Source organism: Catellatospora sp. NPDC049609 (genome assembly GCF_040675365.1).
GTDB lineage: Bacteria > Actinomycetota > Actinomycetes > Mycobacteriales > Micromonosporaceae > Catellatospora.
The window spans coordinates 37,446-61,459 of record NZ_JBFAOU010000028.1; the positions used below are offsets into that span (position 1 = coordinate 37,446).

General features: G+C 72.9%; 25 protein-coding genes. 12 read left to right on the forward strand and 13 right to left on the reverse strand.

All coding sequences use genetic code 11. The features are described from left to right. Positions 1–187 precede the first annotated feature (187 nt). Both AB0J67_RS11300 and AB0J67_RS11305 read left to right on the forward strand, forming a co-directional pair. Positions 188–1,456, forward strand: a complete 1,269-nt coding sequence (locus AB0J67_RS11300; RefSeq protein WP_363479709.1) for a DEAD/DEAH box helicase — start codon at positions 188–190, stop codon at positions 1,454–1,456. Positions 1,457–1,599: 143 nt separating this feature from the next. Next, positions 1,600–1,863, forward strand: coding sequence for a hypothetical protein (locus tag AB0J67_RS11305; protein ID WP_363479712.1), 264 nt, complete (start codon positions 1,600–1,602; stop codon positions 1,861–1,863). A 4-nt stretch (positions 1,864–1,867) separates the two neighbouring features. On the opposite strand, the gene AB0J67_RS11310 is transcribed toward AB0J67_RS11305, so the two are convergent. The 5 genes from AB0J67_RS11310 to AB0J67_RS11330 all read right to left on the reverse strand — a co-directional run bounded on the left by AB0J67_RS11310 (position 1,868) and on the right by AB0J67_RS11330 (position 7,809). Further along, positions 1,868–2,641: a class I SAM-dependent methyltransferase gene (locus AB0J67_RS11310; protein ID WP_363479715.1), complete on the reverse strand. Its 774-nt coding sequence runs from the start codon at positions 2,639–2,641 to the stop codon at positions 1,868–1,870. 59 nt (positions 2,642–2,700) lie between these two features. Then, entirely contained in the window at positions 2,701–3,129 is a 429-nt protein-coding gene (locus tag AB0J67_RS11315; protein ID WP_363479718.1) for a hypothetical protein, read from the reverse strand. Positions 3,130–3,162: 33 nt separating this feature from the next. Then, positions 3,163–4,695 carry a SigE family RNA polymerase sigma factor gene (locus tag AB0J67_RS11320; protein ID WP_363479721.1) on the reverse strand — a complete coding sequence of 511 codons (1,533 nt, stop codon included), beginning with the start codon at positions 4,693–4,695 and terminating at the stop codon, positions 3,163–3,165. An 87-nt stretch (positions 4,696–4,782) separates the two neighbouring features. Beyond that, positions 4,783–6,222, reverse strand: coding sequence for a SigE family RNA polymerase sigma factor (locus AB0J67_RS11325; RefSeq protein ID WP_363479724.1), 1,440 nt, complete (start codon positions 6,220–6,222; stop codon positions 4,783–4,785). 93 nt (positions 6,223–6,315) lie between these two features. Next, positions 6,316–7,809, reverse strand: a complete 1,494-nt coding sequence (locus AB0J67_RS11330; RefSeq protein WP_363479727.1) for a SigE family RNA polymerase sigma factor — start codon at positions 7,807–7,809, stop codon at positions 6,316–6,318. Between the two features lie 86 nt (positions 7,810–7,895). Here AB0J67_RS11330 and AB0J67_RS11335 point away from each other — a divergent pair, with 86 nt between their 5' ends. Then, a complete protein-coding gene (locus AB0J67_RS11335) occupies positions 7,896–8,282 on the forward strand; it encodes an ArsC/Spx/MgsR family protein (protein WP_363479730.1) in 387 nt (128 codons plus the stop codon). 152 nt (positions 8,283–8,434) lie between these two features. On the opposite strand, the gene AB0J67_RS11340 is transcribed toward AB0J67_RS11335, so the two are convergent. Then, positions 8,435–9,232: an isocitrate lyase/phosphoenolpyruvate mutase family protein gene (locus tag AB0J67_RS11340; RefSeq protein ID WP_363479733.1), complete on the reverse strand. Its 798-nt coding sequence runs from the start codon at positions 9,230–9,232 to the stop codon at positions 8,435–8,437. 120 nt (positions 9,233–9,352) lie between these two features. Between AB0J67_RS11340 and AB0J67_RS11345 the strand changes: the two genes are divergently transcribed. Then, positions 9,353–9,727 carry a hypothetical protein gene (locus tag AB0J67_RS11345; RefSeq protein WP_363479736.1) on the forward strand — a complete coding sequence of 125 codons (375 nt, stop codon included), beginning with the start codon at positions 9,353–9,355 and terminating at the stop codon, positions 9,725–9,727. Here AB0J67_RS11345 and AB0J67_RS11350 read toward each other — a convergent pair. Beyond that, entirely contained in the window at positions 9,720–10,190 is a 471-nt protein-coding gene (locus tag AB0J67_RS11350) for a DUF4231 domain-containing protein (RefSeq protein WP_363479739.1), read from the reverse strand. The genes AB0J67_RS11345 and AB0J67_RS11350 overlap by 8 nt on opposite strands. A gap of 165 nt (positions 10,191–10,355) precedes the next feature. Here AB0J67_RS11350 and AB0J67_RS11355 point away from each other — a divergent pair, with 165 nt between their 5' ends. Then, positions 10,356–10,574: a hypothetical protein gene (locus AB0J67_RS11355; protein WP_363479742.1), complete on the forward strand. Its 219-nt coding sequence runs from the start codon at positions 10,356–10,358 to the stop codon at positions 10,572–10,574. 14 nt (positions 10,575–10,588) lie between these two features. Next, entirely contained in the window at positions 10,589–10,768 is a 180-nt protein-coding gene (locus AB0J67_RS11360; RefSeq protein WP_363479745.1) for a hypothetical protein, read from the forward strand. Positions 10,769–10,804: 36 nt separating this feature from the next. Here the strand turns inward: AB0J67_RS11360 and msrB are convergent, their stop codons facing one another. Beyond that, on the reverse strand, positions 10,805–11,209 hold the full coding sequence (gene msrB / locus AB0J67_RS11365; protein WP_363479748.1) for a peptide-methionine (R)-S-oxide reductase MsrB: 405 nt from the start codon (positions 11,207–11,209) through the stop codon (positions 10,805–10,807). A 29-nt stretch (positions 11,210–11,238) separates the two neighbouring features. Between msrB and ligD the strand changes: the two genes are divergently transcribed. After that, positions 11,239–12,264, forward strand: coding sequence for a non-homologous end-joining DNA ligase (gene ligD / locus AB0J67_RS11370; RefSeq protein ID WP_363479751.1), 1,026 nt, complete (start codon positions 11,239–11,241; stop codon positions 12,262–12,264). A 3-nt stretch (positions 12,265–12,267) separates the two neighbouring features. Here ligD and AB0J67_RS11375 read toward each other — a convergent pair whose 3' ends face one another. The 3 genes from AB0J67_RS11375 to AB0J67_RS11385 all read right to left on the reverse strand — a co-directional run bounded on the left by AB0J67_RS11375 (position 12,268) and on the right by AB0J67_RS11385 (position 15,750). Next, positions 12,268–13,740 (reverse strand): alpha/beta hydrolase, encoded by a 1,473-nt coding sequence (locus AB0J67_RS11375; RefSeq protein WP_363479778.1) that lies wholly within the window; start codon positions 13,738–13,740, stop codon positions 12,268–12,270. 96 nt (positions 13,741–13,836) lie between these two features. Next, the gene (locus AB0J67_RS11380) at positions 13,837–14,901 is read right to left on the reverse strand and encodes an ATP-dependent DNA ligase (protein ID WP_363479754.1); all 1,065 of its coding nucleotides are present in this window, start codon (positions 14,899–14,901) and stop codon (positions 13,837–13,839) included. A gap of 120 nt (positions 14,902–15,021) precedes the next feature. Beyond that, a complete protein-coding gene (locus AB0J67_RS11385; RefSeq protein ID WP_363479757.1) occupies positions 15,022–15,750 on the reverse strand; it encodes an SDR family oxidoreductase in 729 nt (242 codons plus the stop codon). Positions 15,751–16,019: 269 nt separating this feature from the next. On the opposite strand from AB0J67_RS11385, the gene AB0J67_RS11390 reads away from it, so the two are divergent. The 3 genes from AB0J67_RS11390 (at position 16,020) to AB0J67_RS11400 (ending at position 21,281) form a co-directional block, all read left to right on the forward strand. Then, positions 16,020–17,687, forward strand: coding sequence for a family 16 glycoside hydrolase (locus AB0J67_RS11390; RefSeq protein WP_363479760.1), 1,668 nt, complete (start codon positions 16,020–16,022; stop codon positions 17,685–17,687). 11 nt (positions 17,688–17,698) lie between these two features. Further along, on the forward strand, positions 17,699–19,372 hold the full coding sequence (locus tag AB0J67_RS11395) for a pectate lyase (RefSeq protein ID WP_363479763.1): 1,674 nt from the start codon (positions 17,699–17,701) through the stop codon (positions 19,370–19,372). Positions 19,373–19,541: 169 nt separating this feature from the next. Next, the gene (locus AB0J67_RS11400) at positions 19,542–21,281 is read left to right on the forward strand and encodes an MOSC and FAD-binding oxidoreductase domain-containing protein (RefSeq protein WP_363479766.1); all 1,740 of its coding nucleotides are present in this window, start codon (positions 19,542–19,544) and stop codon (positions 21,279–21,281) included. Positions 21,282–21,379: 98 nt separating this feature from the next. Here AB0J67_RS11400 and AB0J67_RS11405 read toward each other — a convergent pair whose 3' ends face one another. Continuing rightward, positions 21,380–21,604 carry a hypothetical protein gene (locus tag AB0J67_RS11405; RefSeq protein WP_363479769.1) on the reverse strand — a complete coding sequence of 75 codons (225 nt, stop codon included), beginning with the start codon at positions 21,602–21,604 and terminating at the stop codon, positions 21,380–21,382. Between the two features lie 181 nt (positions 21,605–21,785). Here AB0J67_RS11405 and AB0J67_RS11410 point away from each other — a divergent pair, with 181 nt between their 5' ends. Beyond that, positions 21,786–23,132: a helix-turn-helix transcriptional regulator gene (locus AB0J67_RS11410; protein WP_363479772.1), complete on the forward strand. Its 1,347-nt coding sequence runs from the start codon at positions 21,786–21,788 to the stop codon at positions 23,130–23,132. A 110-nt stretch (positions 23,133–23,242) separates the two neighbouring features. On the opposite strand, the gene AB0J67_RS11415 is transcribed toward AB0J67_RS11410, so the two are convergent. Next, positions 23,243–23,578, reverse strand: coding sequence for a hypothetical protein (locus AB0J67_RS11415; protein WP_363479784.1), 336 nt, complete (start codon positions 23,576–23,578; stop codon positions 23,243–23,245). Here AB0J67_RS11415 and AB0J67_RS11420 point away from each other — a divergent pair. Beyond that, the coding region (locus AB0J67_RS11420; RefSeq protein WP_363479781.1) for an excalibur calcium-binding domain-containing protein at positions 23,532–24,014 on the forward strand (483 nt) is incomplete at its 3' end. The genes AB0J67_RS11415 and AB0J67_RS11420 overlap by 47 nt on opposite strands.

Here is a 24,014-nt window from a genome sequence, read left to right on the forward strand (position 1 = left end):
CGGTCCGCCGGGCTCGGAGCCTTGCTTGCGGCGTGCCGACAACGGAAGGCTCCTATTGACCACCCCCACCCGTGAACCGGTCCGCCGTTCACGCCGGCGGCGCCGCTCGGCGCCCGCCCACCCCGTCGCCCAGGCCTCGGCCACCGCGACCATCTCCGCACCGGCAGCCACGGCTCCCGCGACGCCCGTGACCGCTCCGGCGGCGGACTTCGCCGAGCTGCCGCTGCACCCGGCCCTCGGGGCCGTCCTCGCCCGGCAGGGCCTGACCACGCCGTCGCCGATCCAGGCGGCCACCATCCCGGACGCGATCTCCGGCCGCGACGTGCTGGGCCGCGCCCGCACGGGCTCGGGCAAGACGCTCGCCTTCGGGCTGCCGCTGCTGACCCGCCTGGCCGGGCTGCGGGCCCGCCCGCGCCGCCCGCTGGGCATGGTGCTGGTGCCGACCCGCGAGCTCGCCGCGCAGGTCGCGGACGCGCTCACGCCGTACGCCAACGCGCTGCACCTGCGCACCGTCATCGTCGTCGGTGGCATGTCGCTGGGCCGGCAGGCCGAGCGCCTGCGGTCCGGGGCCGAGATCGTCATCGCCACCCCCGGTCGGCTCAACGACCTGGTGGAGCGTGGCGACTGCCTGCTCGACGAGGTCACCATCACGGTGCTCGACGAGGCCGACCAGATGGCCGACATGGGCTTCCTGCCGCAGGTCAGCTCGCTGCTGCAGGCCACCGCCCCGAGCGGGCAGCGGATGCTGTTCTCGGCGACCCTCGACGGCGACGTCGACCGCCTGGTCCGCCGCTTCCTGAGCAACCCCGTCCGGCACTCGGTCGACCCGCCCGCGGGCTCGGTCGTCGCGATGGAGCACCACCTGCTGCACGTCGAGTCGGGTGACAAGGACGCCACCACCGCGTGGATCGGCGCGCGGGACGGCCGGGTCATCATGTTCGTCAAGACCAAGCACCGGGCCGACCGGGTCGCCCGGCGGCTGCTGGCCGCGGGCGTCACCGCGGCCGCGCTGCACGGCGGCAAGTCGCAGCCGCAGCGCACCCGGATCCTGGATCAGTTCAAGTCCGGCGCGGTCAACGCGCTGATCGCCACCGACGTCGCCGCGCGCGGCATCCACATCGACGACCTCGACCTGGTGGTCAACGTGGACCCGCCGAACGACGCCAAGGACTACCTGCACCGCGGCGGCCGCACCGCCCGGGCCGGTCGTGCCGGGACGGTGGTGACGCTGGTCCTGGCCGAGGAGCGGCGGGAGACCGCACGGCTGGTCGCGGCGGCGGGCGTGCGCGCCCAGTCGACGACCGTGCGTCCGGAGGACGCCGAGCTGGCCCGGATCACCGGCGCGCGTACGCCGAGCGGCACCCCGGCCACCCTGCCGGCCCCGGCCCCGGCGCGCGCCGAGCCGGTGCGCGCGGCTCGGGGCTCGGGCTCCGGCCGGGGACGGCGCAGGCGCTGACCCGTTCCATCTTTCGCCCCCGGCCACACCAGGCCGGGGGCGAACCCGTCTCCGGCCGGCGGCGCGTCACCCGGTGCACAGGATCGACGACACCGCGTGGTCGCGTTTGGACAGCGTCTTCGCCGTTGCGGCACAATGACCGCATGACGCGCTGGGAGTACGCACGACTCGAGTACCGATCGGCCGGCACCCTCGGCGCCGACCGCTTCATGGACTGGGACGCGGTGTTCCACAGCCCCGACGGCGCCGAGCGCTGGGGCACCGACGAGCGCTTCGACGACCTGCGCCACCTCAACCGGGCCGGCGAGTCGGGCTGGCAGGCGTACGACCGGGGCGCGGTGTTCCTGCACACCGAGCCGTACCGGCTGCACGCCGTCACCTACTCGATGCGGCGCCGGGTGGAGTGAGCCGTCAGGCGGTGCGCCGGCCCAGGTAGAGCAGCGTCTCCACGGCCAGGGTCACCTTCTCCGGCAGCCGCTGCAGCAGCGCGGTGAACAGCGCCTCCCGGGTCGCCTCCGGCAGGATCCGGTACGTCGGCTGGGTCGACAGGTACGAGACGTAGTCGTCGGCCGACAGCGTGCGCTCCCAGGTGTAGAGGCGCTCGGTCAGCTCGCCGAACTCAGGCAGCGCCGCGAGGTCCGGGCCGGGCCAGTACTGCGACAGGTCGGTGCCGTCGGCCGGCTCCTCGTCGATCATGGCGTGCGGCGCGTACCCGGCGTGCACCTCGCGGACCAGCGCACGCAGCGCGTCGTCGGCGATGCGGTCGAAGTTCCAGAACAGCGCGATGGTGCCGCCCGGGGCGAGCGCCGCGGCGGCCCGCGCCCAGCGCTGCGAGCCGTCCGTCCACTGCCACGCCTGCGCGCAGAAGAGCAGGTCGAACGCGAGGTCGGGGGTGTACTGCTCCCACAGCGCCACCACCACGCGCACCGAGGACTGCCCGGCCAGGCGCTCGGTCAGCAGCGCCGCCATCTTCGGGTCCGGCTCGACCGCGGTGATCTGCAGCCCGCGCGCGGCGAAGGCGGTGGTCGCCTTGCCCGTGCCCGCGCCGACCTCCAGCGCCTGCACCCCGATCCCGGTGTACGCAAGCACGTCGTCGACGAGCCCCTCCGGGTAGCCGGGCCGGATGCGGTCGAACTCCTCGGCGATCTCACCGAACATCAGGCCCTGGGCGCGCGCGTCAGTCATTCGCGAGAGCGTAGTGCCAACCGCCGCGGTGCTCCACCCGAGCGCCGCCCCGGAAACGGTCAGGGCCAGTCGTCGCCGGCGTCCAGGCGCAGCCGCAGCAGCGTCTCCAGCGGCATCGACTCGCCGTCGCGGGCGCCCCGGCCGACGATCAGCGGCGGGTCGGCCGGCGGCACCTGCGCGCCGAGTAGCCGCGCCCGCAGCGACGACGGCACGCCCAGCACGTAGTACGTGCCGTCGGGGGTGACCGCCAGGGTGCGGTTGCGGTGCACGTACCAGCCGCGCAGGCCGGTGCGGTAGCGCCCGCCGCCGTCGTAGGCGAACGCGGTGAGCGCAACGGTGCGCAGGCCGCGCGCGCCCGCCTCGGCGGCGAACCGGCGCACCAGCTCCATCGCCCGCTCGGTTTCCACCGCCCGCTGCCGCCGCTCGGCCGCGGCGTGCTGCGCCACCGCATGGTCACGCCGCGCCCGCCAGTCCGACTGCTCATCCACGGGCCCGACCCTAGCGCGGCCGTGCGGCGGCGCTCAGCCGCCCTGGTGGCGCACCTCCAGCACCCAGTCGCCGGTGACGTGCTTCGGCTCCACCGTGACCGTGACCAGCGAGCCGGGCGTGACGCCGCGGCTGCGCCACGCCTGCTCCATCAGGTCGAGCTCGAAGGCGGCCGGCCGCTGCTCGTAGTCCCAGCTGTAGAGCACCCCCACCGGCACGCCGTTCACGCTGACCCGCAGCAGGCCGGGCGTCTGCGACCGGCCGACGAACCGCAGCGTGTCCCCGCCCCAGACCAGTTCCTTGGCCCCCGACTGGCCGAGCCACACCGCCGTCGCGGTCGCCGGATCGGGGCTGCTCCAGTTCAGCGGGCTCAGCACCGCCGGGCGCGGAGGCAGCGGGTACTCGTCGAACGCGGCGCGCTCGCCGACCAGCAGCGACAGGTAGCCGTCCGGGGGCGTCCCGCCGGCCCCTGCCGCGCCGTCGCCGGTCGCGCCGGAGCCCGACGGGCTAGAGGCCGCCGCGCCGGAACCGGACGGGCCCGGTTCCGGATCGCCGTCGGCGGCCCGGGGCCGGACCTCGATGACGGTCATGGTCACGGTCGCGGGCTTCCCGACCGACAGTCCCTGCGCGGCGAGGTCGGCTGGGGAGTAGCGCTGCCAACCGAGGGCGTGCAGACCGTCGCCGGCACAGGTCAGCTGCGACCAGGTGCGGCTGTCGACGCTGACGTCGACGACCACCTCGACCTCGGGTGCGCGGTGGCCGCAGTCCAGCCAGAGCGCCGCCTCCAGCGTCGTCGGCGTCCACACCAGCCGGACCGTCCGCTGCGCCATCGGCGCCGAGCCCCTGCCGACGACGTGGTATCCGTCGTGGTACTCGCCGATGGCGGCCAGCGGGTCCGGCGGCCCCGTCGGCGGCTGCGGTGCCCGCGGCCACGGCGCGACGGCGTACCCGGTGATCCCGGCCAGCAGCACCGCGCAGGCCGCGGCGAGCGAGGCCAGCCGGTTGCGGCGGCGCTGGGCGATGCGCCCGCGCACCGCCGCCAGCCGCTCGTTGCCCGCGGGCACGTCGTCGTCGCCGTCGGGCAGCGCCAGCGGCCGCAGGCTCGGGTCCAGGCGCAGGCTGGCCAGGGCGCGGGAGGCGTGCGCCTTGACCGAGCCGGCCGAGATGCCCAGCGTCTGCGCGATCTCGGCCTCGCTGAGGTCCTCGAAGTAGCGCAGCACCAGCACCATCCGCTGCTGCCGGGGCAGCCGGGACAGGGCGCGCCACACCTGGTCGCGGTCGTCCACGGCGGCCTGCGGCGCGGGCCCGGCCTGCTCGGGCAGCGTGTCGGTGGGCCGCTCGCCCGTCCAGCGGCGTCGCCACCAGGAGTTGTACGTGTTCAGTAGCACCTTCCGCACGTAGGGCTCCGGGTCTCCGCTGATCCGCCGCCAAGCCGACCACGACTTGGCCAGCGCCGTCTGCAACAGGTCCTCGGCGAGCGCGTGGTCGCCGGTGAGCAGGTAAGCGGTGCGCAGCAGGTGCCGCGACCGCGCCATGACGTACTCGTCGAACTCCGCCGTGCCGGCCATGTGCCGTGTGCCTCCCCGTCGCCCTGCGTCAGCAACAGGTACCGCATGGGAGCGCGCGGTGGTTGACACGGTGGCGGGAAACCCCGGTCACTCGGACGGCATCACCGCCAGCCACCAGTCGCCGGTCATGTGCGCGTCCTCGACCGTGACGGTCAGCTGCATCGGGTACGCCGCGCTCAGCCCGCGTCGCTTCGCGTCGTCGGAGGCCGGGTCGAACCGCGACTGCCACACCCGCTGCTCGTAGTCCCACCAGGTCTTGACCTCCACCGGCACGCCGTTGAGCAGCACCCGCAGCTCGCCGGGCGTCTGCGAGGCGGCCATGATCCGCACCGCCCGACGCTCCCAGCTGTAGACGGCCGTGCGCGGACCGTCCGCGGTGAGCAGCACGCTGCCGGTCAGCGCCGCGGCCGGCCGCGACAGCGGCGCGAGCGTGTCCGGCCGCTCCGGCAGCGGCACCTCGCCGAACGGCACCCCCTCGCCGACCAGCACCGCCATCAGACCGTCCGCCGGGGCCGGACCCGACGGCTCCGGGTTCTCCGGCTGCGAGCCCGGATAGACGTAGCCGACGTCCAGCGAGAAGCTGACCGTCATCGGCTCGCCCAGCTCGACCCCGGCGTCGCGCAGCGTGTCCGGGGCCGGTTGCAGGCGGGCGTCGAAGGACAGCCCGCGGGTGTCGCACTCGGCCGTGCCCATCGACTCCCCGTTGACCCGGACCGTCACCACCAGCGGCAGCTCGTAGCCCGAATGGGTGCAGGCCGGGAAGAACGCCAGGTCCATCGTGGACGGGGTCATCTCGAAGCGGCCCTGCTCGTCGCCGAACCGCGCCGACTCGCGCTCCACGATCCGGTAGCCCTGCAGGAAGTCCGGCACCCCGGCGAACTCGTCGGGCCCCCGGCCGGGCGCCACGGCGTACCCGGCGATGCCCGCCAGCACCACCGCGCAGGCCGCGGCGACCGACGCGAGCCGGTTGCGGCGGCGCTGCGCGACCCGCTCGCGCACCGCGACCAGGCGCTCGTTGCCCGCCGGGACGTCCTCGCCGGGCAGCGGCAGCGCCTGCAGGTCGGGATCGACACGCAGCCGGGCCAGGCCCTTGGCCGCGTAGCTCTTCACCGAACCGGGCGAGATGCCCAGCGCCTGCGCGATCTCGGCCTCGGTCAGGTCCTCGAAGTAGCGCAGCACCAGCACCACCCGCTGCTGGCGGGACAGCCGCCCGAGCGCCCGCCACACCTCGTCCCGCTCGTCGACGGAGGCCTGCGGGGCCGCCATCGGCTGCTCCGGCAGCACGTCAGTGGGGCGCTCGCCGTTCCAGCGCCGCCGCCACCAGGACCGGTACGTGTTGAGCAGCACCTGGCGCACGTACGGCTCCGGGTCGCCGTGGATGCGCCGCCACGCCGACCACGACTTCACCAGCGCGGTCTGCAGCAGATCCTCGGCCAGGGCATGGTCGCCGGTGAGCAGGTACGCGATGCGCAGCAGGTGCCGCGACCGCGCCATGACGAACTCGTCGAACTCCGCCGTGCCGGCCATGCCTCGTGCGCCTCCCCATCGGTGCCGTCAGCAACAGCTACCCGCTGGGGTACAGCATCGGTTGTGGCCCGTCGCGGTGTATTCGGCGGGATGTCATTGTCCCGCCGGGTAGAGCGCCACGAACCAGTCGCCGGTCATCCGCTCGGCCTGCACCGAGATGGTGATCAGCGACCCCGGCACCGGATCGAAGCTGCCGCCGGTGAGGCGGTTCCGCCCGGATTGCAGGGACGTGAAGGTGGGAGCGGCCTCCCACGGGGGTGTTGCGGTGCCGTCCGCCTCCACCACGGTCCACGGCAGGGTGCCGAAGTCGAGCGTGGTCATCGGCACGCCGTCGACGGAGACCGTCAGCCGTCCGGGCGACTGCGACCGGGCCCGCACCATCAGCGGCCCGCGCCAGATCAGGCGCGCATGGTGCGCGCCGCCGGCGTCGATCCAGGTGATCTTCGCCGGATCGACGGACTGCAGCACACGGTTCAGCGGCGCAGGCGGCGTCGACGGGAAGACCAGCGGGAACTCCTCGAACGTGATCAGCTCGCCGATCGCCACCGCCACCGTGCCCTCCGGAAGCGAATGATCCGATTGCAGCTCCAGGCTCACCACGGCCGGCTCGCCCGCGACGAGTCCCAGCCGCACCGGGTCGAGCACGCCCCAGTAGCTCCCCGTGAGGAATGGCTCGCCCAGGCACGCGCCCGCTCTCGCCTCCCGGCCGTTGACCCGGACCATCACCACGACATTGTCCGGGCCGGGTTGGCGACAGGTCACGAACAGCGCCTCCTGCTTCTCGCTCGGCGTCCAGACCAGTGCCCGGTCCAGGCGCGCGGCGTAGTCGTGCTGCGCCGACGGCCCCAGCCGGTAGTAGTCTGCATCCACGGGTATAGATCTGCTTTGTGCGAAGGCCGGAAGCTGGATCGGGAACGCGGGCTCCGGCATGGTCTTCGCGCGCAGCTGCGGCAGCAGGGCGTACGCGGCGATCAGCGCGATCACGGCCAGGCAGGCAGCCGTGACGGCAGTTGCGGTGCGCCGCAGCCGCCGTCGCCGCGCGATACGCCCGCGCACCGCGACCAGGCGCTCGTTGCCCGCGGGCGCGTCGTCGCCGGCCGGCAGGGGCAGCGCCCGCAGGCTGGGGTCCAGCCGCAGCTTCGCCAGCCCCTTGGACGCGTGGGTCTTCACCGACCCGGCGGAGATGGCGAGCGTCCGCGCGATCTCGGCCTCGCTGAGATCCTCGAAGTAGCGCAGCACGAGCACCAGGCGCTGCTGCCGGGGCAGCCGCGACAACGCCCGCCACACGCGGTCCCGCTCGTCGACCTCCGCTTGCGGGGCGGCCCCGGCCCGCTCGGGCAGCGTCCCGGTGGGCCGCTCACCGGTCCAGCGCCGCCGCCACCAGGAGTTGAACGTGTTGGCCAGCACCCGGCGGACGTACGGTTCCGGGTCGCCCTCGATGCGGCGCCAGACCGACCAGCATTTCACCAGGGCGGTCTGCAGCAGATCCTCGGCCAGCGCGTGATCGCCGGTGAGCAGGAACGCGACGCGCAGCAGGTGCCGCGATCGTGCCATGACGAACTCGTCGAACGCCGCTGCCTCGGCCATCCCCGTTCCTCCCCGCTCTCGTGGTTCAGCAGCAGTACCCGCTGGACCACGGCCCAGGTTGAACGCGGATCACCGCGATTTTCCCGGTGGGTGAGGATAACGGGGTGGAGATGTGGAACAACCCCTCGTGCTCGAAGTGCGCGGCCGCCCGGGAGGCGTTCGAGCTGGCGGCGGTCCCGGTGACGTTGCGGCCCTACCTGACACGGCCGCCGGACGCCGCCGAGCTGGAGCACGTGCTGGCACGGCTCGGCGCGCAGCCCTGGGAGGTGTGCCGCCTCGGCGAACCCGTCGCGGCCGAGCTGGGCCTGGCCGACTGGCCGCGCGATGCGGCGTCCCGCGACCGCTGGGTGGCCGCGATGGCCGCACACCCCCAGCTGATCCAGCGCCCCATCGTCCTCCTCGACGACGGCACCGCCCTCGTCGCCCGCACCCCCGAATCCCTCGCCCAGGTAATCGAAGGCCAGCGCGACTAGGACCCAGCCGGGCGGGGAAGATCGCTGTCTCCGGTCAGAAAGAGCAGCCTGACTGCGCCTTCCGACCGAAAGCAGCGATCATCGCCGCGAACCCCGCGCTCGGCCGCAGGTCACGAACCCGGCTCGGCCGCCAACCCCGGCCGGCCTCGGGGTCAGAGGAGCGCGTTGAGCTCGCCGTAGGGGAGTCCGTCGGCGACGGTGTCGTAGGTGCCCTTCGCGAGCAGCTCCTCGGTCGCCCGGCGCACCACCGCGTACGCGGCCGACGCGACCGACGACCCGAGGCTGACCCGCGCGACCCCCAGCTCCGCCAGCTCGGCGACGGTTGGTGATCCCGGCCCGACCAGGATGTTCAGCGGTGCCCCGACGCCCGCGACCAGCTCGGCGATGATCGTCCGGTCGGCCACGCCGGGCACGAACACCCCGTCCGCTCCCGCGTCCACGTACGCTCGCGCCCGCGCCAGCGCGTCGGACACCGAGTCGCCGCCGCGCAGGAACGTGTCCACCCGCGCGTTGATGAACAGCCCGGCACCGGCGGCCGCACGCGCCGCCGCGATACGCCGCGCCGCCTCGGCGACGGGCAGCAGCGGCTCCGGGCCGCCGGCAGCGGCGTCCTCCAGGTTGATCCCGGCCGCGCCCGCCGCCACGACCAGCCGCACCGTCTCGGCCACCCCCGCCGCGTCGTCGGCGAAGCCGCCCTCGATGTCGGCGGTGACCGGCACCGCGACGACGGCGGCGATCCGGGCGACCAGGTCCACGGCCCGGTCACGGTCGAGCGCGTTGCCGTCCTTCGCGCCCAGGCTCCACGCGACGCCCGCGCTGGTCGTGGCGACCGCCGCGCCGCCGGCCTGCTCGACGAGCCGGGCCCCGGCCACGTCCCACGCGTTGGCCAGCCGCAGCGGATCGCCGGGTCGGTGCAGCGCCCGGAACGCGTCGTACTTGTTGATCGTCATGGGCACAGTCCATCACGGCCCGCCGACACTCCACCGGCGGGAATCGGACGCGACCAGGGCATCACCACGACCATCCCCGGCACCGCGCGGAGATCGATGATCGATGGCATGATGTGCCGCATGAGCGCGGACGTCGTCACGGAACAGCGGTCCTCAGCGGGGCGGACCTTCGCCGGTGTGCTGAGCTCGGTGCAGCTCCTGCTGGTGCTGGCCTACGGCTACGGCGCCGTCGCCTACCTCACCACGGACGCGCTGTACTTCCCCGAGCAGTCGCCGCCCGGCTGGTCGTGGCCGGCGGTCCTGGTCACCGCCCTGGGCCTGCCCGTCGGCGTGATCTGCCTGGTGCTGGCCTGGTGGGCCTCGCGGTCGCCCGAGGTCCGGTCCGCGCCGCGGGTCCGCGCGCTGCTGCTCGCCACCAGCATCGCCACGGGCGTGATGGTCCTGGTCATGGCCACGCCGCCGGGCTGGGAGCTGTTCGACTGGTACGTCAGCTGACCGGCTGCTGCTCCGGTTCGGAGCGGCGCACCGTGCGCTGCTCGGCCCACTGCGACGTCTCGGCGGCGACCAGGCTCTCCACGTTCTCGACGAGGATGGTGTCGGCGCGCTCGGCGTCGTAGGGTGCCGCGCCCGCGCTCCACACCACGGCCTCGCGCTGCATCGCGACCAGCGTCGCGCTGGCCCGGATCCAGCTCTCGCCGGGCCGCACCAGCTGCCGCAGCCCGGCCAGCACCGCGACCAGCGCACCGAGCACCGCGGTGACGGCGGTGGCCGCGCCGAGCGCGGCGGCGGCGGGAATGCTCGCGGCGACCACGACGGTCGTGCCCTCCAGCGTGTAGTTCACGATGCGCTGGCGGTTCACCTGCCGGGAGTACCAGCCGAGCCGCTCCTGCACGCTGAGCGGCAGCGGGGAGCCGCCGGGCGAGGTGAGCCGCTGCCACCACACGGTCTGTTCCGCCATGCCGATCCCTCCCGGGCGCCGAAGTCCCGATGATGGTGGCACGGTCCTTCCCGGACGGACAGCCCTGGTTCGGTCGGGGTCCCGACGCTCCGGTGACGCCGTACGGTGCCGCGACGGGGACGGAGTGTCACACCCGGTGTCTAGCTTGGATTCATGACGCCGGATATGGACGACGCACGCACGGTCGACCGGACCTTCACCGAGCTGACGAGGTTCAACGAGGTGCTCCAGGCGAGCCCGCTGGGCGCGCTCGCCGCGCACTTCGGCGAGCTGTCACGGCTGCTGGCGGCGGGGGAGATCAGCCGCGACGAGTTCGACGAGCGGATGGCCGAGGGCCGCCGCCGGCTGGGTTTCCCGGTCGGGTCCGAATCGGAGCCGCGATGATGGACGATGCGACGATGCGCCGTGAGTTCGACGCGATCCTGGCCGCGAGCGGCATTGCCGGGTACGGTCCGGCCCCTGCGCTCACCCCGCGGGTCCGCTACTGGGCGCGCCTGGTGCGGGCGGGCCGGATGACGCCCGCCGAGTTCGAGGAGCGGGTCGCCGCCGCACGCCGCGAGCTCGGCTTCGACGGCTGAGCCGGAGAGGCGCCCGTGGGGCGCCCCTCCGGATCGCTACTGCGCCTTCTCCTCCAGGTCGAGGCAGACGCTGTTGATGCAGTACCGCGCGTCCTTCGGCGTGAACCCCTCGCCGTCGAAGCGGTGCCCGAGGTGGGAGTCGCAGTGGGCGCAGCGCACCTCCACGCGCACCATGCCCAGCGACCTGTCCTCGATGTACCTGATGGTGCCCGGCAGCGCCTCGTCGAAGCTCGGCCAGCCGCAGTGGCTGTCGAACTTCGTGGCGCTGTCGAACAGCGCCGTGCCGCAGCCCCGGCAGCGGTACGTGCCGGAGGTCTTGGTGTTGACGTACTTGCCGGTCCACGGTGCCTCGGTGCCCGCCTGGCGGAGCACCCGGAACTCCTCCGGGTCGAGGCGCACGCGCCACTCCTGCTCGCTCAGCTGGCTGACGTTCTGCTCCATGCCTCGACCGTACGCGGTAGCGTCGGGCCATGCCCAAGGCGCAGGCCCTCGAGTACGAGGTCGGTAACCACACCGTAAGACTCAGCAGCCCGGACAAGGTCTTCTTCCCGGAGCGCGGCTTCACCAAGCAGGACCTCTTCGAGTACTACCTGGCCGTGTCCGAGCCCATGCTGCGGTACATGCGCGACCGGCCGACGATGCTGCAGCGCTTCCCGGACGGCATCGGCGGAGAGATGTTCTTCCAGAAGCGGGTGCCGCAGCGCGGCGTCCCCGACTGGATCACCACCGCGGAGATCAAGTTCCCGAGCGGGCGCAAGGCCGACGAGCTGTGCCCGAAGGAACCGGCGGCCCTGCTCTGGGCGGCGCAGATGAGCACGGTCGTGTTCCACCCGTGGCCGGTGCGCGCCCCCGCCACCGAGCACCCCGACGAGCTGCGCATCGACCTCGACCCGCAGCCGGGCACCGGGTTCGCCGACGCGGTGAAGGTGGCCGGGCTGGCCCGCGAAGTGCTCGCCGATGCCGGGCTGGCCGGCTACCCGAAGACCTCCGGCGGGCGTGGTATCCACATCTATGTCCGGATCAAGCCGGAGTGGCCGTTCGTGGAGGCGCGCCGGGCGGCGATCGCGTTCGCCCGCGAGCTGGAGCGCCGCGACCCGGTCCTGATCACCACGGCGTGGTGGAAGGAGGAGCGGGGCGAGCAGGTGTTCATCGACTACAACCAGATGGCCCGCGACCGCACCATCGCCGCGCCGTACTCGCTGCGCGCCAACCCGCGCGCCACGGTCAGCACCCCGGTCACCTGGGACGAGCTGACGCAGATCGAGCCCGACGACTTCGACCTGCGCACCGTGCCGCCGCGGCTGGCCGAGGTCGGCGACCTCTACGCCGGCATGGACGACGTCGCGCACGACCTCGGCACGCTGATGGAGTGGTGGGAGCGCGACGAGCGGGACCGCAAGCTCGGCGAGATGCCGTACCCGCCGGACTATCCGAAGATGCCCGGCGAGCCGATGCGGGTGCAGCCCAGCCGCGCCCGCACCGACCACGCCGAGTGACGCCTACTGGGGCGGGCAGACCGTCCCGGCGGGCGGCACCTCCAGGTTGATCAGGAAGTTGTTGACGTACCGGTTGATGCAGCGCGTCTCCGGGTAGGCGGTGTGCCCCTCGCCGTCCCAGGTCAGCACGACGCCCACGCCGAGCATGTCGGCGAGCTTCTGCGTCTGCTCGTAGGGCGTCGCGGGGTCGCCCTTGGTGCCCACCACCAGGATCGGCGGCGCGCCCTCGGCCTTGCCCGTCGGGTAGGGGTCGCGCTCGGTCGGCCACACCGAGCAGGTGAGCATGCCCACCGCCAGCGGCGCGCCGAACAGCGGGTACTTCTGCCGCCACTCGGCCTGCAGCCTGCGGATGTCGGCGACGCTGGTCGGCTTGGCCTCGTCGGCGCAGTTCACCGCGGCGTTGGCGTCGAAAAGGTTGGTGTACTCGCCGTTGGCGTCGCGGTCGGCGTACGAGTCGGCCAGTGCGAAGATCGCCTCGGCCTTGCCGTCCTGCAGGTCGGCCAGGGCCTGGCCCAGGTCGGGCCAGCGGGCCTGGGTGTAGAGCGAGGACACCACGCCCCAGAAGATCCAGCCTGCGGTGGCCTTGCGGCCGTCGGCGTTGCCGACCGGGTTGGTCTCCGCCTCCTGCATCAGCTTCTCGACCACCGCGCGCGGGTCGCCGTCGATCGGGCACTGGCTCCTGTTCTTGACGCACCAGGCGGCGAAGTTGTCGAACGCGCGCTCGAAGCCCATCGCCTGGCTCTCCGACGACTGGACCGAGGTCTGCGTCGGGTCGACCGCGCCGTCGAGCACCATGGCCCGGATGTTCTGCGGGAACAGCTGCGCGTACACCGCGCCGAGCAGTGTGCCGTACGAGTAGCCGAGGTAGTTCATCTTGCCCTCGCCCAGCGACACGCGGATGGCCTCCATGTCCCGGGCGGCCTGCTCGGTGCCGAACAGGCCGAGCCGCTCGCCGTACTTGGCCTTGCAGCCGTCGGCCATCTTCCGGGTCAGCGTCTCGACCTCCTGGAACTCCGGCCAGGTCACCGGGTCGGGGTCGGAGGCGAAGGTGGCGTCGAGGTCGGCGTCGGTGTAGCAGTCGACCGGGGTCGACCGGCCCACCCCGCGCGGATCGAAGCCGACGATGTCGAACCGCCGGGTGATCTCGACCGGCAGGCCGCGGGTGAGGTACGCCGCCAGGTCGATGCCGGAGGCGCCCGGCCCGCCCGGGTTGACCATGAGCGCGCCGATGCGGTCGCGCTGGTCGGTGGCGCGGGCGCGCATCACCTCGATGTCGATGGTCTGGCCGTCGTCGGGCTTGTTCCAGTTCTGCGGGACCTTGACCGTCTTGCACTCGAAGGTGAAGTCCGACGGCGCCTTGCCGAGCAGCGCGGCCGGCACCTCCGGGCACAGCCGCCAGCCCGGCTCCGGGCTCGCCGCGGGCCCCGGGCTGCCGCCGAAGTCGGGCAGCGGCAGCACGCAGCCGGTGGTGGTCATGGTCGCGGCCACCAGTGCGACGACGGCGCGGGCAACCCTGTTGTACCTGAGACGCACGAGCGTGTTCACTCCCCCCGCAGACAGATCCGCCCGAGCCTACGGGGTACGCAGTACCTCGTCGACGTTGAGGCTGATAGGACGGTCGAGCTGGTCGTAGGTGCAGGATCGCGGGTCGCGGTCCGGGCGCCAGCGCTGGAACTGGGCGGTGTGGCGGAAGCGGTCGCCCTCCATGGCGTCGTAGGCGACCTCGACCACGAGTTCGGGCCGTAGCGGTTCGAAGGCAAGGTCCTTACCTCCCGTCCAGCGGCTGGGTGCGCCGGGCACGCGCTGACCGTCCGAAGCCGACCCCCACGGGTGGTCGGTCGGGTTGCGGTACGGCTCCAGCTCGGTGAGCAGCTCGGCCCGCCGCGCGGCGGTGAACGACGCGCTGACCCCGACGTGGTGCAGCGTGCCCTGCTCGTCGTAGAGGCCGAGCAGCAGCGAGCCCACCACGGGCCCGGAGGTGTGGTAACGGAAGCCGGCGACCACCGCGTCCGCGGTGCGCTTGTGCTTGACCTTGAACATGAGCCGCTTGCCGGGGGAGTACGGCAGGTCGGCGGGCTTGACGATGAGGCCGTCGAGCCCGGCGCCCTCGAACGCGGTGAACCACTCGCCCGCGGTCGCCGGGTCCGTGGTGATCGGCGTCAGGTGCACCGGCGGCTCCACGTGCGCCAGCGCCTGCGCCAGCAGGGCCCGGCGCTGGGGGTAGGGCTGGTCCATCAGCGCGCGGTCGTCCAGCGCCAGCAGGTCGAACGCGATCACGTCGGCGGGGATCTCGACGGACAGCTTGTTCACCCGTGACGCGGCCGGGTGGATGCGCTGGCTGAGCAGGTCGAAGTCGAGGCGGGGGAGGCCACCCTCGTCGCGCCGGATGATGACCAGCTCGCAGTCGATCACGCAGCGGGCGGGCAGCTGCTTGAGGGCGAGGTTCACGACCTCGGGGAAGTAGCGGGTCAGCGTCTTGCCGCCGCGGCTGGCGAGCTCGACCTCGTCGCCGTCGCGGAAGATGATGCAGCGATATCCGTCCCACTTGGGCTCGTACGTCATACCCGGCTCGGTGGGCAGCTTCGACACCGGCTTGGCCAGCATCGGCTCCACTGGGGGGTTAACCGGCAGATCCATGCCACCAGTCAACCAGCAAACCCCCCATCCCGCGCCGAACCTCCCCCTTTGATCATGAACATATGTCACGGTTCACCGGCGTGTCCTTGCCACAACCTCCTGATCGACAGCGGTCCGGCATCAGGCCGCGGGCCTGCCGAGGCTCGCCTGCTCCTGCTCGAAGCGGAACTCGCGGATGAAGCAGTCCCGGGGCTGGCCCACCGCGAACAGCACGCAGTCCGCGACCGAGCGGGCCGTGAGCATGGCATCGGCGGTACGCGGCCCGTCCTGCACGAAGTCCGGCGGGAACAGCGAGATCACCCGGATCCCCTCGGGACGCAGCCGGTGCGACAGGATCCCGGCGAGCCCGGCCTGCGCGTGCTTGGCGGCGTAGAAGGCGGGATGGGCGGTCGAGCGGTGGTGGCCCGGCTCGCCGCAGCCGGAGATCAGGTTGACGATGTCGGGCCGCGCCGACGCGCGCAGCAGCGGCAGCAGGTGCTTGACCAGCAGCGTGGTCCCGGTCGCCGCTCCGCCGATCAGCTCGGCGACGGTCTCGTCGGACACGTCGCCCAAGTCCGGGCCGCTGGCGTACGCCGCCGCGTTGTTGACCAGCACGTCCAGGTCCCCGGTGCGCCCGGCGACGGCGTCGGCGAACCCGCGTACCGCGTCGGGATCGGCGAGGTCGCAGGCGTACGCCTCGGCGCCACCACGCCCGTCCCGCTTGATCAGGTCGGCGGTCGCGCGCGCCGCCGCGATGTCCCGCGCCGACAGGTGGACATGGGCACCCCGGGCGGCGAACTCGACGGCCAGCAGCCGTCCCGTGTCGCGTCCCGCTCCCGTGATCGCCACCCGTAGTCCCTCGAAAGTCATGCCGTGATCACACCACCTCAACCGCGCTTGAGGTCAACCGACCGCCCCGCCCTGCCCCCGCCTGCCCCGCCGGCCCGGTGATCACGGTGCCAGGGTGGGGAAACGCCGTCGAACACGTCCACAAGTTCATGATCAACGCAGGAAAGCGGGGAGGGCTGCAACAAAGCTGCACATGGAAGTGCTTGTGTGAGGGAAAGCGCTTTCCCTATGCTGCGTGGACACACGTCGAGTTACATCGATGTTTCGATCTCGCGGCGAGAGGAAGGCGCATGAAGGTACGTACCAGGCTCGCCACCGCCGCGGTGGCGGCAGTGACGGCGGCGGTGGTGCTCCACGCGAGCACGGCCAGCGCGGCGACGATGTTCAGCGACGATTTCAACGACGGCGACGCCACGGGCTGGACCACGTCCGGCGGGACGTGGGCGGTGGCCGCGGACGGCTCGCCCGTGCTGCGGCAGTCGGGCACCAGTTCGGACGCGCGCGCCCGCGCCGGGTCCACGGCGTGGACGGACTACACGGTCACCGCCCGCGTGAAGCTGACCGCGGTCAACGGGACCAACCGGTTCGCCGCGGCGCTGGCCCGGGCGCAGTCCAACACCAGCTACTACTACCTGGCCCTGCGGACCAACCACACGGTCGAGCTGAAGAAGCTGGTCGGCGGCTCGTCGACGACGCTGGCCAGCGCGGCGGTCACGGTGACCACGGGAGCGTGGTACACGCTGAGCCTGAAGGTGAGCGGGAGCAGCCTGCAGGGCAGCGTGAACGGCGGCGCGACGGTGTCGGCGACCGACGGCCAGTTCGTCACGGGGCAGGTCGGCGTGGCGACGTACAACGCGGCCGCGAACTTCGACGACGTGCTGGTCGTCGACGCGGCGGGCCCGTCGCCCAGCGCGAGCGCGAGTGCGACGAGCAGCCCCAGCGCCAGCCCGCGGCCGAGCCCCAGTGTCAGCCCGAGCCCGAGCAGCCCGCCGAGCCCGAGCACCAGCCCGAGCGGGCCGCCGAACCCGCCGGGGCCGGGGCAGCCGGACGGGTTCGCCACGGTCGCCGGATACGGCCAGGCCACCACCACGGGCGGCGCGGGCGGCCCGACGGTCACCGTGGACACCACCGAGGAGTTCCTCGACTACATCGCGCGCACCGGGCCGTACGTCATCCAGGTGTCGGGGACGATCACGCTGCCGACCGGCACCACCGACGGCATGCACAACGTGGCCTCGGACAAGACGATCGTGGGCCTGGGCGCCACCGCACGCCTGGTCGGCGGGGGCCTGAACATCGGCCTGCCGATCAGCGACGCGGTGACCTCGCCGCCGGCGAACGCCGTACACAACATCATCATCCGGAACCTGTCGATCAGCGGCGCGAGCGACGACCTGATCAACGTGCAGATGTTCTCGCACCACATCTGGATCGACCACAACGACCTGTCCGACGGCGGCGACGGCGCGCTCGACATCAAGCGCGGCTCCGACCTGATCACGGTGTCGTGGAACAGGTTCCACGACCACGACAAGACGACCCTGGTCGGCCACGACGACGCCAACGGCGCGCAGGACACCGGGCGGCTGCGGGTGACCTACCACCACAACTTCTTCGACCGCTCCGACCAGCGCAACCCGCGGGTGCGGTTCTCGCCGCTGGTGCACGTCTACAACAACTACTACTTCGACAACAGCTACGGCATCGCGTCGACCAACGAGTCCGGCCTGTTCGTGGAGGGCAACTACTTCTACAGCGTGAACAACCCGGGCCGGGTCGAGTTCAGCGGCCCGCTGGGCCGGATGGTCGAGCGCAACAACATCCTCGTCGAGTGCAACCACCCCATCGAGGTGCGCGGCACCGTCGCCGATCCCGCCGGTTTCTACCCGTACACCGTGGACCCGCCGGCCTCCGTGCCGACGATCGTCCCGGCCGGTGCGGGCGTCGGAAAGATCTGAGGGGGTACGCCATGAGTCCGCAACCCTTGCGCCGGGCGGGCCGCAGCGCGGTGCGCCGGGCCTGGGCGGCCGTCGCCGTGCTGGCCGCCACGGTCGCGATCAGCGCCTTCGCGGTCGGCCGGGCCGACGCGGCGACGCTGCTCAGCGACGACTTCGCCGACGGCAACGCGTCGGGCTGGTCCACCTCGGGCGGCAGCTGGTCGGTGTCGGCGCAGGCCTACCGCCAGTCGAGCACCGGGGCCGACGCCAAGGCGCAGGCCGGCGCGACGATCTGGACCGACTACACGGTGCGGGCGCGGGTGCAGCCGGTCGCCTTCGGCAACAGCACCCGCGCGGCCGGGGTCGTCGCCCGCGCGCAGAACATGACCAGCTTCTACGCGCTGGTGCTGACGGGCGGCGGCACGGCGCAGCTGCGCCGGGTCTCCGGCGGCGGGGTGACGGTCCTGGCCAGCGCGCCCGTGCCGGTCGCCCCGGGCACCTGGTACACCCTCGCGCTGTGGGTGAACGGGTCGCAGCTGTCCGGGGCGGTCGACGGGGCGACGCTGGTCAGCGCCACCGACGGCACCTTCGCCGCGGGCAGGGTCGGGCTGGTCGCCGCGTACACCAGCGCGGTCTTCGACGACGTGACCGTGGAGGGCGGGCCGGGCACGCCGCCCAGCCCGAGCGTCAGCGCGCCCCCGTCGCCGAGCGCGTCGCCGCGTCCCAGCCCGAGCGCGTCACCGAGCCCGAGCGCCAGCCCGAGCCCGAGCGCGTCGCCGTCGCGGCCGCCGAGCCCGTCGCCGAGCACGAGTCCCGGCCCGGTGCCGCCCAACCAGGCGGACGGCTTCGCGAGCGTGCACGCGCTCGGCCAGAACGGCACCTACGGCGGGGTGGGCGGCCCGACGGTCGTCGTCGACACCACCGCCGAGCTGCTGGCGGCCATCGACACCATCGGCCCGATGATCATCCAGGTACAGGGCACGATCACCATCGACAGCAAGCGCGGCGTGCGCCCCAACAAGACGATCATCGGTCTGGGCGCCAACGCGACGATCAACGGGGGCGGGTTCGACTTCTACCGCTCGTACAACGTGATCGTCCGGAACCTGACCTTCACCAACGCCGAGGACGACGCGGTCAACGTGGGCCAGAACTCGCACCACGTCTGGATCGACCACAACCGGTTCGTGGCGCCCGTCGACGGCTCCATCGACATCGTCCGCGGCGCGGAGTACGTCACGGTCTCCTGGAACCACTTCGACCACACCGACAAGTCGATGCTGATCGGCCACTCCGACGGCAGCGGCAGCGAGGACGTCGGCCACCTGAAGGTGACCATCCACCACAACTTCTTCGACCACAGCCGCCAGCGCCACCCCCGCGTGCGCTGGGGCGACCCGGTCCACGTCTACAACAACTACTTCCTCGGCAACGAGCTCTACGGCGTCGCGTCCACCCAGAACGGCGGCGTGCTGCTGGAGGGCAACTACTTCGAGAACGTGCCGTTCCCGTGCTTCTCCGCCTCCGGCTACGCCGACAGCGGCCCGGGACGCCTCGTCCAGCGCAACAACGTGTTCGTCGGCTCCGGGACCTGCGAAGTCTCCGGCACCGTGGCCGACCCCGGCACGTCCTACGCCTACACCGTGGCCGCCCCGGCCACCGTGCCCGCAACTGTCACCGCGGGAGCCGGCGTGGGCCGTATCTGACGGTGGGCGGTGGGGTGGTTCGCCGACCACCCCACCGGCCGGGGCCCGGATTTCACTGCGTTGATCATGAACTTATGGCACGGTACGACGGCGTGTCGCTGCCATAACTTCATGATCGACTGCCCGGAGGTCCGGTCGGACAGGGGCTGGCGCGCGTAGGTTCGGACGGGTGGGCACGTTGGTGTCGGTGAACGTGGGGCTGCCGAAGGACGTCGCGTGGCACGGGCGGACCGTGTACACCGGCGTGTGGAAGCAGCCCGTGGACGGGCCGGTGCTGCTGCGGCGGCTCAACCTCGACGGCGACGGGCAGGGCGACCTGGCCGGGCACGGCGGCGAGCAGCGCGCGGTGCTGGTGTACCAGCTCGACTCGTACCGACACTGGGCGCAGGAGCTGGGCCGCGACGACCTCACCCCCGGCAACTTCGGCGAGAACTTCACCGTCGACGGCCTGCCCGACGACGAGGTCTGCATCGGCGACCGCTACCGCGTCGGCGACGCCGTCGTGGAGGTCACCCAGCCGCGCGTCACCTGCTACCGCGTCGGGCTGCGGATGAACGAGCCACGGCTGCCGGCGCTGCTCGTCGCACACCGGCGGCCCGGCTTCTACCTGCGCGTGCTGACCGAGGGGCTGGTCCGGGCGGGCGACGAGTTCGTCAAGCTGTCCACCGGCCCCGAGGCGATGACCGTCGCGGAGCTCGACGCGCTACTCTACCTGCCCGGACATCCCCGCGACGGTGCCGCGCGGGCGCTGCGCATCCCGGCGCTGAGCCCCGGGTGGCAGGCGTCCATGCGGGCGCTGCTGGAGCAGTCCGACGGGCAGCGCGGCAACGCGGGCCTGACCGCCACCGCCGCCCCGCCCGCGTGGCCCGGCTTCCGGCCGCTCACCGTGACCGCGTACGCCGAGGAGACGCGCGACGTCTTCTCCCTGCACCTGGCCGCCGCCGACGGCACTCCGCTGCCCCCGGCCCGGCCCGGCCAGTTCCTGACCCTGCGCCTGCCCGCCCCGGACGGGCCGCTGATCCGCAGCTACTCGCTGTCCGGGCCGCCCGGCGACGCGGCGTACCGCATCAGCGTCAAGCAGGAGCCGCACGGCCTCGGCAGCGCGTACCTGCGCGCGAACGTGCGCCCCGGCACGGTCGTCGAGGCGGCCGCGCCGCGCGGCACGTTCACGCTCGAACCCGGCGACGGGCCGGTGCTGCTGCTGTCGGCGGGCATCGGCGTCACCCCGGTGCTGGCCATGCTGTACGCGCTCGCGGACCAGCGCTCCACCCGCGAGGTGTGGTGGGTGCACGGCGCGCGCGACGGCGCGGAGCACGCCTTCGCGGCGGAGAGCCGCGAGCTGGTCGGGCGGCTGCCGCACGGCCACGCCCTCGTCTGCTACAGCCGCCCCGGCCCCGGCGACCGGGCGGGCCGCGACTACACCACGGCCGGCCGCGTCACCGCCGACGTGCTGCGCGAGCTGCGCCTGCCGCCGGACACCGCGGCCTACCTGTGCGGCCCGGCGGCCTTCACCACGCAGGTCACCGCCGCGCTCGGCGAGCTGGGCCTGGCCGCCGTGCACAGCGAGCTGTTCGGCTCCCAGCCGGGGATCACCCCCGGCATCGCCGCCGCGCCGGACCGGCCGCCGCACCCGCCGGACGGCCCGCCCGGACCCGGTCCGGCCGTGTCGTTCGTACGCAGCGGCCTGACCGTGCCCTGGCGTCCCGAGTACGGCAGCCTGCTCGAACTCGCCGAGGCGTGCGACGTGCCGGTGCGCTGGTCGTGCCGGACCGGGGTGTGCCACACGTGCGAGAGCGGGCTGCTGTCCGGGCAGGTCGCCTACACCCCCGAGCCTGTCGACGCGCCCGCCGAGGGCAGCGTGCTGATCTGCTGCTCGCAGCCGGCCGGCGAGGTCGCCCTCGACGTGTGATCCGCACTCCGGCGTGAGGCGAGGCGGGCGTGAGGGCGGGCGCGGCCGCACGGGGTGCGAGCCATGGGGGCGCGCCCGCCCTCGGTCTCGGCGGGGTCTCATCCGGTCAGGTACGGGCGGACGAGCTGCGGCTCGGGCTGCCAGTCGGCGTAGTGGGCGATGAGCCGGGCGCCGTGGCTGCGCTCGTCGCACGGGTGGCTGCGCCCGCACTGCCGGCAGCAGCCGGTGTGGTCGCGCCGGTGCACGGCCAGCAGGTGCACGCCGTACGCCGCCTGCGCCTCGGCGTACCTCAGGAACTCCCGCTCCGCGATCGGTGTACCCATGCACTCCTCCACTGAGTTGACATACTAGACACAGTTGTGTCCGAATGGGACCCGGTGTTTGCGGTTCAGCCGTGCCGCGCATCCGTCGAGCTGAGGTTATGGCGGGGAGACGCAGGGCGCGTCGGCCAGGGCGTAGGCCGCGAAGTAGGCCCATGGAGGTCATGACCTGGGGAGGGCGTCGGTGACGGCAGTCGATCCGCTGGGCCGCCTGATCGCGCAGCGGCGGCGTCAGCTCGGCAAGAGCCAGGAGCGGCTCGCCGAGCAGATGTGCCTGCGGTCCGGCCGGGCGACCATCACGAAGAACGAGGTGTCCCGGTACGAGCGAGGCGAGCGCGTGCCCAGCGCGGACTCGCTGCGGCTGCTCGCCGACGTGCTCGGCTTGCCGCTGGAGGGTCTGGAGCGGGCGGCGGCGGTGTCGCGTGGTCGGCGACACCGGTCGACACCGGAGGTGTCGGCACCGCGATCGACCGTCCCGCCTCCGGTGGGCGAGACTGGTCCACATCGGGAGGTGAACGCCACGGAACGCCGGGAGATGCTTCGGCAGCTGGCAGCCGCGAGCCTGGTCGTCGCGGGCTGGCCGGTCGGTGCTGCGCACGGTGCCGAGCTGCCGTCGCGCATCACCCCGGAACACGTCGCCGAGCTGCGCGAAGCCGCCAACCTGTACCGGCAGTGGGTGCGCCGGCATGGCGGTGGGGGCCTCGGCAGGCACATCTCCGCCCTGCTGGAACGGGCGACGCTGATGCACGGTGCGGCCGTGACCGAACAGACCCGAGGAGCACTGCTCAGATGCCTGGCCGACCTGGCGGGCCTCGGCGCCTACGTGGCCCGCGACGTCGAGGCGCACGGGTACGCGAGCCAGCTCTACCGGCTGGCGCTGCAGGCGGCGCAGGCCGCCGGAGACCGGCACCTGGGCGGTCACCTGATCGTGCGCATGGCCGGGCACAACATCGAGCTGCGACGGCCGGAGGACACGTTGGTGCTGCTCGGGGCGGCGCAACAGGCGGCCCGCAGCGTGCTGAGCCGGGGCGAGCGTGCCAACCAGTACTGCATCGAGGCCTGGGCCGGGGCCCAGCGGGGCGACGTCGAAGCGGTGCGGCGCGCCGTAGGCCGTGCCGAGGACGAGTTCGGCCGGGCGGACGCCGAGGGGATGCCGGAATGGGCCGGTCAGCACGTCACCGAGTCGGAGCTCTACAGCCTCACCGGCGCCGGATACGTCGAGCTTGCCCGCACCGACGCGAGGCACGCGGCTGCCGCCGCGGAACGGCTCCGCCATGCCATCGCGCTCCGTGGCACCGCGCACGCCCGCAACCGGACGCTGGACCAGCTCAGCCTCGCCGAGGCTCTGCTCATCGGCGGCGAGCGTGAGGAAGCCGTCCGGGTGGCGGACCAGGCTCTCGACCAGCTGGAGAGCATCACCTCGGGCAGGCTGCGGCGGCGCCTGATCGAAGTCGGGTCCACCTTCACCCGTCACGGCGCGGGAGACGACGCCGTCACCGAGTGGCGCACACGGCTGGCCGCAGCGCTCTGACCCCGGTCTGTTCAGGCAGTTCGGGTCCGCGCTGTCACGAGAACGGGTTCAGTCGAGCGGTGGCCGTATGCCGTCACCTGTTGTAGTGGCGACGCAACTGTCCATCATAGTCAGGATGATCGAGGGGTGAATGTCGCCTTCGGTGACGCACAGACTGTCGCGGTGACGTCTTCCACTCCACAGGAACCCTGGGATGCACGAACGCAAGCGCTGCACCACACCGCGCCGATCGTGCCCGCAAGGAACAGCTCGAAACCGCTGCTGATCGCGCTGGGCGCCTGCGTCGCCGTGGCGGCCCTGCTCTGCGGCGGCTGCGGTCTTCTCAACCTGATCACTGCTGGCGGCAGCGATCCAGGCCAGGCCAGGCCGGGTTCCTCGCCGTCGGTCGTCGCGGCATCGATGTCGCCGGTGCCGACCGCCGCCCCCTCTTCGCCGGTCGCCGTCACCTCCGCGCCTGCTTCGCCGACGCCTGCGTCTGCCGCGTCACCGAAGCCGGTGTACTACGCCAACTGCGATGCTGTGCGCCGTGCCGGCAAGGCACCGCTGCGCAAGGGTTCGCCGGGATATCGGGCCGAGCTCGACCGGGACCGTGACGGGCTGGCGTGTGAATCGAGCGAGGGCTCGACCACAAGCCAGCCGAAGCCCACGCCGAAGCCTCCGTCGGGCAACGACCCCCGGTTCTCCACCTGCAAGGCGGCCAAATCCGCCGGATATGGGCCCTACCGCAGGGGAGTCGATCCCGAGTACTCCTGCTGCTGCGGCCGGTCGCGCACCGCCTGGCCGAGCTGCAGCAGCCGGTGCAGGCCCGCCCAGGGCAGCGCCGTCTCCGGCTCGACCCCGCCCGAGCGCAGCACCGCGAAGTCGGGTGCCTGGGTGTTCGCG